This window comes from Helicobacter baculiformis (assembly GCF_900197685.1).
GTDB lineage: Bacteria > Campylobacterota > Campylobacteria > Campylobacterales > Helicobacteraceae > Helicobacter > Helicobacter baculiformis.
Genome location: NZ_FZMF01000001.1, coordinates 14,761 through 27,467, shown reverse-complemented (window position 1 = coordinate 27,467; position 12,707 = coordinate 14,761). Strand labels below are relative to the sequence as shown.

Here is a 12,707-nt window from a genome sequence, read left to right as displayed (position 1 = left end):
CCATTCCCACCCCCACCCTTTTAGACCAAATGGTATTCGATTTCTTACACGCCCTAGATTTTGGCAAAAGCATGGCGTGGGGTTCTATTCAGGAGCGTTTTATCCGCCCCATTCACAATATTTGCGCCATTATGGGCACAACTCCCTTAGAAATGCCTCTTTGCGCGCGCGCTTATGGCTGTGGGACACAGGCGTGTACAAAATTGCATTTTGCGCGCAGCTTTGCATGGATCCCTACGCCCAATATCGCGCGTTATTTTGAAGTTTTACAAGAGGGCGGGGTGATCTTAGAGCCTGCCAAACGGCGCGCCAAAATCTTAGAAGAAATCCACGCCCTAGAGCAAGAACATGGGGTGCGCGTGCAGATCAATGCAAAACTACTAGAAGAAATTATTGCCATCACTTCTTACCCCACCGCCCTTTATGGGCGCTTTGACTCCACATTTTTAAGCTTGCCCCCTGAGATCATCAGCACCTCTATGCAGGAGCACCAACGCTATTTTTCTGTCTTTAAGGGCGAATCCTTGCATAACGCCTTTGTGGTGGTGAGCAACACCCCCTTAGAACATGGGGATTTTAGCCAGATTATCGCGGGCAATGAAAAGGTGCTCAAAGCGCGTTTGAGCGATGCGGTGTTCTTTTATCAAAACGATCTCAAACAATCCCTAGAATGGGGCGTGATCGCACAAAATTTAGAAAAGATCGCCTTTATACAAGGCTTAGGAAGTTTAAAAGATAAGGTACAACGCGAACAACACATCGCGACATGGTTAGCCCATCAATACCAGCCAAGCGCACAGCCCACACTTCAAGAGATTCTAGCCCTAGCCAAAGCGGACTTATGTAGCGAAGTGGTTTATGAATTCCCTGAATTGCAGGGGGTGATGGGCTCTTACTACGCACGCCACCACTTGAAGGACCGGGCCGTGTGCACAGCCATTCAAGAACAATACTTGCCCGTAGGTGAAAACACCCCCCTACCTTCTACCTTACTGAGCGCGTTGGGCGCATTGGCGATCAAATTAGACACCCTACTTGCCCTTTTTAGCATAGGCAAGATCCCCACCGGATCCAAAGACCCCTTTGCCCTGCGGCGTGCGGCTAATGGAGTTTTGCGAATCTGCTTACATTACAACTTGGATTTCAATCTGCACACGCATGTGCAAGCCCTAGCAGGTGCTTATGCCCCCTTTGATCTAGAAACACTCAGAGATTTCATGCTAGAGCGCTTTATCCATGTGCTCGCCTCCCAAATTGCCCATTTTAACCCCACCTTCTATAAAGCCGTGCTCAAAGGGCTTAAGGCGTTGCACAGCGATGCCTATGGGGTGTGCGAGATCGCTCGTAAGGTGCAGGCGTTGCATGCCTTCTTCAATCAAGATCGCGCCCTAGAATTGGTGGCAATTTTTAAACGCGTGGCTAATATTACGCAGGGCAACACCCCCTCACAAGTGGATTTAACCCTGTTTAAAGACCCCAGTGAACACGCGCTCTATCATGCTTACGCGCATGTAGCGCGCATGGAGTTTGGTGATTTTTTAGACAAGCTCAACGCCCTATCTTTGCTCAAAGACCCCTTAGAGCGCTTTTTTGATCGGGTTTTGGTGAACGACCCCTGTTTGCAAACCCAACACAACCGCCAAGGCTTGCTTCACTTGATTTACCATGAATTTTTGGGTGTGGCAGACATTAAAGAACTTTAGAGTGCGGGTTGCCTTTTTATGCGCCCTATTGCTCTGTTTTTTGGACGCGCGTACCTTTTCTCTAGAAGAATTTTTCAAGCGCGTGGAGCACAACTCTTTAGAGTTGATCGCCAAAAAAGCCGACTTCATCAGTCTTTTAGAGGAGCAAAAATCCACCAATGCGTGGGATTTTCCTTTCATTTCTAACGAAACCTCTGTGGTGCGCAACTATCAAGGCATTGCCGAAGCCCAGCCCCGTACAGTTTTGATGATCAAGCCCAAGCTCCCATGGGTTAGCCGCTTGTTGGCGCGCTCCCTCTCTATTAAAAATGTGCAGTACCGCAAGAGTTACGAATTGAGCCGTAATCTTGCCTTTATTGGGGCCAAACGACTCTATTTAAACTACATTCTCAACATTGAAAAGCACAAGATCTACGCCCAACGCGAGCACATTTTTTTTAAAGAGCTTAGCGCAGCTAAAAGCAAGGTGAGCGCGGGGAGCATGTCTGAAAAAGACTATATCAACTTCAAGAATTCTTACTTGGAATCCAAGTTAGCTAAGATCAATATTGAAACCCTCATCATCAATCAAGAGAGAACCTTACACACGCTATTAGCTATTGTAGACCCCATAGAGGGCGATGTACCCTTTAGTGCCTTTTTAGACCCCCTGCGCGCCATCAAGATCCCCGCGCTCAAATTTGATTATGTACACTTGGGCGCGCATGCGCTCGAGCGCATTTTAAGTCGTTCGTTGTATGTGGAGGTGTTGGATTTGAGCGCCAAAGACTACCGCGTTAATGCCAATCTAGCCAACCGCGATGTGTTTCATAACTTTGAATTTGGGCTGGGTGCAGAGAGTTACAACTCAGCCACAAATCTTTCTATGGAGTTTAGTATCCCCTTGCCCGTAACCCCTAAGAATATTCATCTCAAACGCAAGTTTCTTGCCCTAGAAAATGGGGCGCGTGCGCAAAATGAAGTGACCAAGCGCAATATCCGTATCAACGCCAACGCCTATCTCCAACAACTCAAAACCAAAGAGCGCTATATGCGCATCCAAATTCAAGCCATTGACAATAAGAGAGACTTGATGGAAAAGGGGCGTATCGCCTATGAAGCCCAGAAAATCGGATTATTTGAGTACTTGATCTATCAAAACTCCTATATGGACGCGCTCATCGCCCTCGCCCAAGCCAAGATGGAATATGTAGACATCACCGCATTATTAGAAGAGAGTTTGGGGGAGACCTTGACCCAAGTAGGAGGTGTGCGTTGAGAAAGTGGCTCATGGCAGTTTTGGGGCTTGTAGTGAGCTTGCAGGCTTATGAAGAAATCGTTTTAACGCCCCAACAAATCGCTAGCTTAGATTTAAAGGTAATCGCCCTAGACCAGCATGTTATCTCAAAAGGTTTACCTTTTAACGCTGCCATCGATTTTGACAATTTTAATCTCAAGCACTCGGTGGTGCAGAGTTTGAGCTTTAATGCGAGTGTGGTCGCCATTTACAAGAGCGAGGGCGAACATGTCAAAAAGGGCGATCTCATCTGTGAAATCAGCTCGATTGATTTGAGCAATCTCTATTTTGAGTTGCAAAACGATCAAAATAAACTCAATGTCGCCTTAGAGGTGAGTCGCAAGGATAAAATGCTCTACCAACAAGGGGTGATCGCCAAGCGCGAGTACCAAACTAGCTATCTTGCCAGTCAAGAAATAAGCCTTAAAGTCCAAGAATTAGAAAACACCTTTAGAAGTTTTGGCATCGATCCCAGGCACCCTAGAGGGGAGTATGGCTTTAGAATCATCGCCAGACACGGGGGGGTTCTCTCCATTGCACCCAAAGTGCTAGGCGAGCGCATCCCCGCCTTCACCACCTATATTCGCATTTCAGAAAATAGCGATCTCATCGCGCGTATCAGAGTGCCGGTGAATCTCTCTAAATACATCCAAACGGGTTCTGCTGTTTTAGACGAGCTGGGCAATCCCATCGGGCGTATCCAAAGCGTGTCCGTGGTGTTAGACAAAAACTCTAACACCATTTTAGCCACCGCGCGCATTGAGCAGGGCAATTACCATGTGGGCGAGATGGTCAATCTCTTCATTCAGGGTTCTAGACCCAAAAACACTTTATTAGTGCCCTCTGATGCCGTGATCAAAAACGATCAAGACTACCTCATTTTCGTGCGCACCAAGAAGGGGTTCTTGCCTGTGGCAGTACAGGTTTTAGAGGAGCGCAACCACGCCTTTGTGATCAAGAGCGCCCATCTCAACCCCCATGCCAAAGTGGCCACGGGCGCGCTGGTGAGTTTAAAGGGCATTTTAAACCACTTTGGGGATGATTGATGTTGGATCGCATCCTAGAGTTTTCGCTAAGACAACGCTTGGTGGTGCTCATCTTTGCGGGGTTGCTCTTGGGGTTTGGCTTTTATAGCTTTTTGAACACCCCCCTAGATGCCTTCCCAGACATGGCACCCACACAGGTCAAGATCGTCTTAAAATTGCCCGGCTCTTCACCCGAAGAGATGGAGAACAATGTCGTGCGCCCCTTAGAGCTAGAACTGCTAGGGCTTAAGGGGGAAAAATCCCTGCGCAGCACTTCTAAATATTCGGTGTGCGACATCACCATTGATTTTGAAGATGGCATGGATATTTACCTAGCCCGCAACATGGTCAATGAAAAATTAGCCCTAGTCTTGCCCGATCTGCCCCAAGGGGTGGATGGGGAGATTGCGCCCATTGTAACTCCACTCTCAGACATCTTTATGTTCACCATTGATGGGAATTTGCCCGATGTGGGCAAACGCCAACTTTTAGATTTTACGATTCGCCCGATGTTGCGCACCATCCCGGGCGTGGCAGATGTGAACGCCATTGGGGGCTTTGCGCGCGCCTTTGTGGTGATCCCGGATTTTAATGACATGGCGCGCTTAGGGATTTCTATTAGCGATTTGGAGCACGCCCTCAAAGCCAATTTGAGCAATAGCGGAGCAGGGCGCATCGATCGCGATGGAGAAACCTTTTTGGTGAAGATTCAAACCATCGCGCTCACCCCCGAACAAATTGCCAATATCACCATCCCCACCAATCAAGGGCATTTGCACATTAAAGACTTTGCCAAGGTGATCACGCATTATCGCACCCGTTTGGGGTTTGTAACCAAGAATGGGGTAGATGAAACCACAGAGGGGCTTGTACTCGCCCTAAGAGGGGCAAATTCTAAAGAGATCATCACCCGGGTGCGTGCCAAATTAGAACAGGACATCAAGCCCCTACTGCCTGCAGGGGTGCATATCCACATCTTTTACGATCGCTCAGAATTCACCCATAAAGCCATCTCTGCGGTCAATAAAACCCTGCTAGAAGCGATTACCCTCATCATCTTGACCTTGTTTTTATTCTTGGGGAATTTTAGGGCGAGTGTGGCGGTGAGTGTGATTTTACCCTTGAGCTTATCTGTGGCGTTTATTGGGATCAAACTCAGCGGGATCACCTTGAATTTGATGAGTTTGGGCGGGCTCATCATCGCCATAGGCATGTTGATCGACTCAGCAGTCGTGGTGGTAGAAAATGCCTTTGAAAAACTAGGGCATAACAAGACAACCACCCCCCTACACACCATTTATCGCGCCTGCAAAGAGATCGCCCTCTCTGTGGTGAGCGGGATTGTCATCATCATTGTCTTTTTTGTGCCCATTTTGTCCTTGCAGGGCATAGAGGGCAAGATGTTTAGACCCCTAGCCTCTAGTATTGTCTTTGCCCTCTTGGGCACTTTAGTGCTCTCTATCACACTGATCCCGGTGATCGCTTCTTTGGTGCTCAAAGCCCAAACCCATAAAGAGACCTTGATCACGCGCTTTTTTTATCGCATTTATACCCCTCTGCTGCACTTTTCACTCAGCCGCCCTAAACTAATGATCCTTGGGGCGTTGGTGTTTTTGAGCGCAAGCCTTTCGCTCTTCCCCTTTGTGGGCAAGGCGTTCATGCCTAATTTAGATGAGGGGGATAGTGTGCTGAGTATTGAGAGCGTGCCCTCCATTTCTTTGAGCCAATCTAGGGATTTGATCTTGCACATTGAAAAAACCCTAAAAGAACGCGTTAAAGAAATTAAATCCATCGTGGCGCGCACGGGCTCAGACGAATTAGGGCTAGACTTGGGCGGACTCAACCAAACCGATATGTTCATCTCCTATATCCCTAAGTCGGAGTGGAGCGTGCCCACTAAAAAAGCCCTCCTAGACAAGATCGCCCAAGCCCTAGAGGATTTCAAAGGGGTTAATTTCGCCTTCACCCAGCCCATTGAAATGCGCATTTCTGAAATGCTCACGGGGGTGCGCGGGGATTTGGCGGTTAAGATTTTTGGCGATGACATCGCCAAACTCAACGCCCTCAGCGCGCAGATTGTAGAGATCATCAAGGGAGTCAAAGGCTCTGATGAGGTTTTGACCGAGCTCAACAAGGGGATTAACTACCTCTATGTAACCCCCAATCGCGATGCGATGGCGAATGTGGGGATCACCAGCGATGAATTTGCCAAATTCTTAAAATCCGCCCTAGAGGGCTTGGTGGTAGAATTTATCCCCACAGGGATCTCTAGAACCCCGGTCATCATCCGCCAATCCCAAGACATCGCCACCAATATCACCTTAATCAAAAGCCTAGAGATGACTTCTAGTCGCGATGTGGCGGTGCCCATCACCTCTATTGCGACCTTGAAAGAAGTAGATGGACCAGTTTCTATTGTGCGCGAAAACTCCAAGCGCATGAGCGTGGTGCGCTCAAATGTGGTGGGTAGGGATTTGGGGGGCTTTGTGGCTGAGATCAAGGCAAAAGTCAACGCGCAGGTACACCTACCCCCCAATTATTACATCACCTACGGGGGGCAGTTTGAAAACCAAGAGAGAGCCAATAAAAGACTAGCGACCATCATCCCCTTGAGTATTTTGGTGATCTTTTTCATTCTCTTTTTCACCTTTAACAATGTGGCGTTAGCGTTGCTCATTTTGTGTAATATCCCCTTTGCGATCACAGGCGGGCTCATCGCGCTCTTTGTCAGCCATGAATATATCTCTGTGCCTGCAAGTGTGGGTTTTATCGCGCTCTTTGGCATTGCTGTGCTCAATGGGGTGGTGATGGTGGGCTATTTTAGAGAGCTTCTAACCCAGGGCAAAAAAATAGAAGAAGTGGTGCTAGAGGGCGCGCTCAGACGGCTTAGACCGGTGTTGATGACCGCCTGCATTGCCGGCTTAGGGCTTATCCCGCTCTTGCTCTCCAATGGGGTGGGTTCTGAAGTGCAAAAACCCTTGGCGATCGTGGTGCTAGGCGGGCTAGTAACCTCTAGTATTTTGACCTTGTTGCTATTGCCCCCCATGTTCATGTTGCTAGCCAAAAAAATCAAGGTGATCTAATGGTGTTTTTGGATATTTACGCCCCCGCGCGCTTGGTAGATAGACTGACAGATTATCTTTTAGAACAGGGCTATAGCGATTTCTATCTGAGTCCATGCTTTCAATACAGCGCAGCGAGTCTGCTCAAAAGCCCCAAAGAACAGGTGAGCGGGCGCAAGGATTACGCCCACTTGCGCCTATGCCTGCTAGAGGACAACGCGCGCGCGCTCGCTCAAGAGATCAAGGCGCGTTGTGTCCCAAGCGCGCTGTATTTGATCCCGGTTACAACGCTTTAAAGCGCGTTGTGTTACAATGCTTGAAAAAGGACATGCATGGGTATTGTGGTTTTTGGAGGGGGGGCATGGGGGCGCGCGCTCGCCTTTGCCTTTGGGCATCGCACCCCAACTAAAATCGTCTCACGCCAGGATCTGAGTGCCGCGCTTTTGCCCCTCAATAAGAGTTTAGTACTCAAAGGGCATGGTCTCATCACCCAATGCAGTTTAAAAGAGGGGTTAGAGGCTTCTTTAGGCGTGGTGGCAATCAGTGTACAACACTTGCGCGCATGGTTTGAGCAAGCCCATTTGCCCCCTAAGATGCCCGTCTTGATGGCATGTAAGGGGATTGAGATAGGGGGTAAATTTGTCAGCCAAATCGCCCAAGAATTCATCGCTCCAGAAAATTTATGCTATCTAGCAGGACCTAGTTTTGCCCACGATGTGAGCGCGAGCTTGCCCTGTGCGCTAGCTTTGCATGCCAGCAACCCTAACTTGGCACAAACCTATGCAAAGGCTTTCCCTAGTTTTATGCGCGCCTATGTGCAAGAGGACATCATCGGAGGGGAGATTGCCGGGGCATATAAAAATGTGATCGCCATTGCCGCTGGGGTGTGCGATGGGCTGGAGTTGGGGCAGAGCGCTAAGGCTTCTTTACTCTCGCGCGGCTTGGTGGAGATGTGTCGTTTTGGGACGCATTTTGGGGGCAAGGCACAGACTTTCTTAGGGCTCTCTGGAGCGGGGGATCTCTTTTTGAGCGCGAACTCCACTCTCTCGCGCAATTATCGCGTAGGGCTGGGGCTAGCCAAACACCAACCCCTAGAAGAGATTTTAAACGCACTAGGGGAGGTCGCTGAAGGGGTGAAAACCACGCAAGCCATTGTCCAAATCGCCCAAAGGGAGCAGATTTACACCCCCATCGCCACAGAATTACAAGCCCTCTTAGAGGGCAAGAACCCCCTAGCGAGTATGGACGCGCTGTTAAAACGCTAAAGGTTGGACATGACTTTTTCACGAATTCTCTTGGCTTTACAAAATTTTTGGCAAGAACAGGGCGCGCTTTTGTTACAGCCCTATGATCTCCCCGCTGGGGCGGGTACTTTTCACCCCGCCACCTTGCTAAGGAGCTTGGATAGCAAACCTTGGAATGTCGCCTATGTCGCCCCCTCTAGGCGACCCACCGATGGGCGTTATGGGCAGAACCCTAACCGCTTGGGCAGTTATTACCAATTTCAGGTGATCTTAAAGCCTAGCCCCTTAAATATCCAAGAACTCTATTTGCGCAGTTTGCAAGCACTAGGCATTGATTTTAGCCAGCATGATGTGCGCTTTGTGGAGGATAATTGGGAGTCGCCCACTTTAGGCGCGTGGGGCTTGGGCTGGGAGGTGTGGCTAGATGGCATGGAGATCACCCAATTTACCTACTTTCAACAAGTGGGGGGTTTGCCCTGCCACCCCGTGCCCATTGAGATCACCTATGGGGTGGAACGCTTGGCAACCTATATCCAAAAGGTGGACAATATCCTAGACATTGTGTGGAGCTACAAAGAGGGCAAGCCCATTTACTATAAAGAAGTGCATTTGGAGAGCGAATACCAGTTTAGCCATTACCATTTTGAGCACGCCAATTTGGATTTTTTGCTCGAAGCTTTTTTGCAAAACCAAGCGGAGGCGCAACGCTGCTTGGATCAGGGTTTGAGTTTGGTCGCCTATGATTTTGTGGTGCTCAGTAGCCATTTTTTCAATGTCCTAGACGCGCGCAAAGCTTTAAGTGTGGCTAAACGCCAAGAATTTATCTTAAAAATCCGCGCCCTAGCCAAGGCGTGCGCCCTGCTTTACAAAGCCCAAGAAACCCAGCGCGATGCGCGCTTGAGCGGGGATTTTAGCGCCCCCCTATTGCCATGCCAAGCCTAAAAGACCTACACGCCTTTTTAGAGGCGCTCTCCCCGCTGAGTTTGCAAGAGTCTTGGGATCATTGTGGCTTGAATTTGGGCAGTTTGGATAGGGAGTACCAACACCTCATCATCAGCCTAGAAGCCACTATGCAACTTGCCAAGCAAGCCCCAAATCACAGCGTGATTCTCACCCACCACCCCCTCTTTTTCAAATCTTTCAAGACCTTTAACCCCGATTTCTACCCCTATAACATCGCCCAAATCTTGATTGAGAAATCCTGTAGCTTGTTGGCATGGCATACCAATTTTGATAAAACCCACCTCAACGCCCATTTTGCCAAGTTATTGGGCTTTGAGCATTTGCACGCCGATGGCATGGCTTTAGTGGGCGCGATCCCCCCCACGCCCCTAGCCAAACTCGCTAAGGGCGTGCAAGACAAGCTCAACCTACCCTATGTGCGCTATGTGTGTGCAAGCCCTAGCATTAGCGCGCTTGCGATCGTGTGCGGGGCGGGGTGTGGGTATTTACAAGAGCTTAAAAGCGTGCCTAAAAACCTGTGTTTGATCACTGGAGACATCAAACATCATGATGGCATGGCAGCCAAGAGCATGGGCATTAGCCTCATAGAGGTACCCCACTATGAGAGTGAAAAACACTTTGTGCCCCTCATGGCAGACTTGCTAGCTCCCATCATGCCCAGCGCGCAACTATTTGATTGTCAAGGGGTGTTTGGGATGCTTACGCAGTGAGCAGACGCTTTTGATAGCACGGCGGCTACGCACCGCCACAAAAACCTAAAGATGGCTAACGCACCCAGTGCTATAAACTCTTAGCAGAGTGTGGGCATTTTCCACACCGCTACTAGGAGATTCTCTATTAAGCTTCAAAAATCACTTTTTAGGGTGTCTAACGGCTATGGTGTTTGCCTTGACATTAAATTCCTCATCAGTACGGGGGTTGTGGCTAGAGCACACCGGTACAATCCACCACTTCCCCCCATACCCCTCAATTTTCACATGCGCCCCCCGATCGGCATTTGTAGAACACCAATATTGGCAACATTTGAGAACTATATTTTTGCGCGCGTCTTCATCTTTCTTAGGGTAGCGTACTTGCTTGTAATAGGCGATCCAAGATTGATAACCAAAATCGCTCGCTTTAGAGTCCCCGCTCCCCCTGACATGTTTGGCGATCTCCTCATCAATCGTAATAATCTGTGGGGTGTCTTGATTGGCGCGCTGCACAGACGCGCCCACCAGCCCCGCCATAAAATCCAAAATACCCATTTTGTCCCTTTGTAAAATTTCACCCTTAACCTATCGCCCACGCACAAGTTAAGGCGTGGGTGTTGCTCAAGTGCCTTTCCACACGCGCCAGTTATCTGCACGCAGAAGTTCTTTACAATACTCATTGGGTTCTTCCCAGCGGGGTTCGCACTTCTCGCCACCAGTTAAACACTCCACCACAAACATGTGGCAGTTATTGGTGGTTGGGTCGTATGCGCCCCTCTCTTCTTCACCTTCATCTTCGTGTTCTTCAGCATACTTGGCGGCTTGGGGATAACCTACGGGTTCTGTGCCTTTGCAAGCGACATAAATACTTATTGAAGACCAAGATTTGAAGTCCTCTTTGGGGCATCTTTCAACCTTGCTATGACGCGTCCAGTGGATAATCTCGTCATTACCTACATAAATCCCTGTGTGTTCCGCCCCATAAAGATAGCTCCTCACTACACTGCCTATTGCAGGCTCATCTACTTTATCTTTCATGTGTGCAACAACACTTGAGGCCGCATCGCCCGCAACTTTTGCGGGTGTTAGTGCCACTCCAACAACATTGCGCATCGCTTTTAAAAATCCCATGTTTCCCCCTACATTTTATCTCCACTCACAGCCCCCACCACAGCCCCCCCAGCAGCACTAGCGGCTGCCGTTGCTCCCAATGCTTCGCCCGCAAGGATTGCGCCAATACCTATTCCTGTAAGAGGCGCCATTGCCGCTAGAGCGGCAACTCCAAGAGCCGCTCCAACGATTGTCTGCCCAGTACTCATCGCCATCGCTTTTTCCCCCTTAACTTTTCTTTGAACTAGCGACTGCCGTAGCAACCGCGCCTGCTGCAAGGGCGGCACCTGCTAAAGGTGTCATCGCAGCTAAAGCCCTAACCCCAACAACTGCACCTTTTAAAACTTTAAGCACTGCCATTTTCTCCCCTAGTCCAACAACTTGACCGCTTCTTGATAGAGCATGAAGTTTTTCACCACCCAGTCTTTGAGTTGATCCACCTTTTGGGTAGAGACCCCCATCTCTTTGGCATAGGAGTAGATGGTATCTCTTTCATTGTCATGCCAACGGCTATCGGCTAGAGCTACAGAGGTGAGCTCTAGCAAGGCGGCGTGTTTGGCGTGGTTGGTGGTGAAAAGTTTGCCTAGCTCACTTAAGGGCACTTCTTTTTCAGAGATGCCATATTCGCATTGCTTTTTGATCGTATCCAACGCGCCCAGTTGCAATTCATGCAACACTCCATCGGCTTCAATGACTTTTCTAGCCAAATACAAGAACACCTGTTGTTGCTCAACGCTCAAATCTTGGATAAACATGCTTACTCCTTGCCTAAAAATTAAAAATACGAGAAGCATTTTAGCGAGAGAGAGAGTCAAGGGGTGTTGAGATTGTGGGGTTGGATTGAGAGCTAGATTATAAAAAAATCTTGACTTCTGGGTTTTGCTTGGGGGTTTGGCGCTGTAATTTTTGCTGCACTCTTTGTAAGTGCTTGGTGGCATCAAGTCCAAATTCTAACGCCTTTTCATAACACGCTTTTGCGATCAACAACGCTTGTTTTGAAGCCTTAAACTTAGGGCTAAACTCCAAACACTGCCCCATCATATCAACACTCGCCCCAACCATCCCACCCCTTAGGCTAAATTTTCCAAAATCTTGCGCGCGCAGTTCATCTAAATTCACATACAAATTTGTGCCATCTAGTCTGATCAACGCGCCATTGGCTTCAAGAACTTCTGTTAATAATTGCGCGGTTTTATCCCAATCCTTTTTAACACAAGAACCATCGCTATACATGCTAGAAAGCAAGGCTTTAGCCATGATCACGGCTACATCCCCGTTTTGTGAGGGCTTTTTTTTGATCACTAATGTAAAATAGTGTTTTGCCTTGCAAGCATCTTCTTTCATGCCATCGCCAAACAAATACATCTCCCCTAAATACGCGCTCCCTAATAAATCTCCTTGTTTGTGCGCTTGTTTGAAGAGATGAAAAGCCTCTTTATAGCGCCCATCATGGGTAGCCTTGATCCCCCTTAGCATCAAAGCGCTCACCTCCTCTGCTCTTAAGAGCCCCAAAACCACCATATACCCTAACACTAGCCTTTTCAAACTACAGAACCCCATCACACACCCTTTGTCAGGTTTGGGTTAATACATATCCTAATTATAATCGTATTTCAACCTTTGGAGGTCTTC

14 protein-coding genes are annotated in these 12,707 nt (G+C 48.7%); 8 read left to right on the top strand and 6 right to left on the bottom strand.

Annotated elements, in window-relative coordinates; translation table 11 throughout:
* From glyS to C6G87_RS00095, 8 genes are all read left to right on the top strand, one after another.
* Positions 1 to 1,703: glycine--tRNA ligase subunit beta (gene glyS, locus C6G87_RS00130; protein ID WP_104751530.1), on the top strand; the 1,703-nt coding region annotated here is incomplete at its 5' end.
* A complete protein-coding gene (locus tag C6G87_RS00125) occupies positions 1,666 to 2,961 on the top strand; it encodes a TolC family protein (RefSeq protein WP_104751529.1) in 1,296 nt (431 codons plus the stop codon). The genes glyS and C6G87_RS00125, both read left to right, overlap by 38 nt.
* Before the next feature lie 11 nt (positions 2,962 to 2,972).
* Entirely contained in the window at positions 2,973 to 4,025 is a 1,053-nt protein-coding gene (locus tag C6G87_RS00120; RefSeq protein WP_104751534.1) for an efflux RND transporter periplasmic adaptor subunit, read from the top strand.
* Entirely contained in the window at positions 4,025 to 7,087 is a 3,063-nt protein-coding gene (locus C6G87_RS00115) for an efflux RND transporter permease subunit (RefSeq protein ID WP_104751528.1), read from the top strand. Before C6G87_RS00120 ends, C6G87_RS00115 begins: the two co-directional genes overlap by 1 nt.
* On the top strand, positions 7,087 to 7,362 hold the full coding sequence (locus C6G87_RS00110) for a DUF3240 family protein (protein WP_104751527.1): 276 nt from the start codon (positions 7,087 to 7,089) through the stop codon (positions 7,360 to 7,362). The genes C6G87_RS00115 and C6G87_RS00110 overlap by 1 nt, the downstream gene beginning before the upstream one ends.
* 36 nt (positions 7,363 to 7,398) lie before the next feature.
* A complete protein-coding gene (locus C6G87_RS00105) occupies positions 7,399 to 8,331 on the top strand; it encodes an NAD(P)H-dependent glycerol-3-phosphate dehydrogenase (RefSeq protein WP_104751526.1) in 933 nt (310 codons plus the stop codon).
* Between the two features lie 9 nt (positions 8,332 to 8,340).
* On the top strand, positions 8,341 to 9,252 hold the full coding sequence (gene glyQ / locus C6G87_RS00100; protein WP_199767581.1) for a glycine--tRNA ligase subunit alpha: 912 nt from the start codon (positions 8,341 to 8,343) through the stop codon (positions 9,250 to 9,252).
* Positions 9,240 to 9,983, top strand: a complete 744-nt coding sequence (locus tag C6G87_RS00095) for a Nif3-like dinuclear metal center hexameric protein (RefSeq protein ID WP_104751524.1) — start codon at positions 9,240 to 9,242, stop codon at positions 9,981 to 9,983. The genes glyQ and C6G87_RS00095 overlap by 13 nt, the downstream gene beginning before the upstream one ends.
* A gap of 141 nt (positions 9,984 to 10,124) precedes the next feature.
* Here C6G87_RS00095 and C6G87_RS00090 read toward each other — a convergent pair whose 3' ends face one another.
* From C6G87_RS00090 to C6G87_RS00070, 6 genes are all read right to left on the bottom strand, one after another.
* On the bottom strand, positions 10,125 to 10,520 hold the full coding sequence (locus C6G87_RS00090; protein ID WP_104751523.1) for a hypothetical protein: 396 nt from the start codon (positions 10,518 to 10,520) through the stop codon (positions 10,125 to 10,127).
* Between the two features lie 66 nt (positions 10,521 to 10,586).
* Entirely contained in the window at positions 10,587 to 11,096 is a 510-nt protein-coding gene (locus C6G87_RS00085; protein WP_104751522.1) for a C40 family peptidase, read from the bottom strand.
* 8 nt (positions 11,097 to 11,104) lie between these two features.
* Positions 11,105 to 11,290 carry a hypothetical protein gene (locus C6G87_RS00080; protein WP_104751521.1) on the bottom strand — a complete coding sequence of 62 codons (186 nt, stop codon included), beginning with the start codon at positions 11,288 to 11,290 and terminating at the stop codon, positions 11,105 to 11,107.
* Positions 11,291 to 11,303: 13 nt separating this feature from the next.
* Complete coding sequence (locus C6G87_RS08930; RefSeq protein ID WP_267892677.1) at positions 11,304 to 11,435, bottom strand: hypothetical protein; 132 nt, start codon at positions 11,433 to 11,435, stop codon at positions 11,304 to 11,306.
* Positions 11,436 to 11,443: 8 nt separating this feature from the next.
* The gene (locus C6G87_RS00075) at positions 11,444 to 11,830 is read right to left on the bottom strand and encodes a molecular chaperone DnaJ (protein ID WP_104751520.1); all 387 of its coding nucleotides are present in this window, start codon (positions 11,828 to 11,830) and stop codon (positions 11,444 to 11,446) included.
* Positions 11,831 to 11,927: 97 nt separating this feature from the next.
* Positions 11,928 to 12,635, bottom strand: a complete 708-nt coding sequence (locus tag C6G87_RS00070; protein WP_104751519.1) for a tetratricopeptide repeat protein — start codon at positions 12,633 to 12,635, stop codon at positions 11,928 to 11,930.
* Positions 12,636 to 12,707 lie beyond the last annotated feature (72 nt).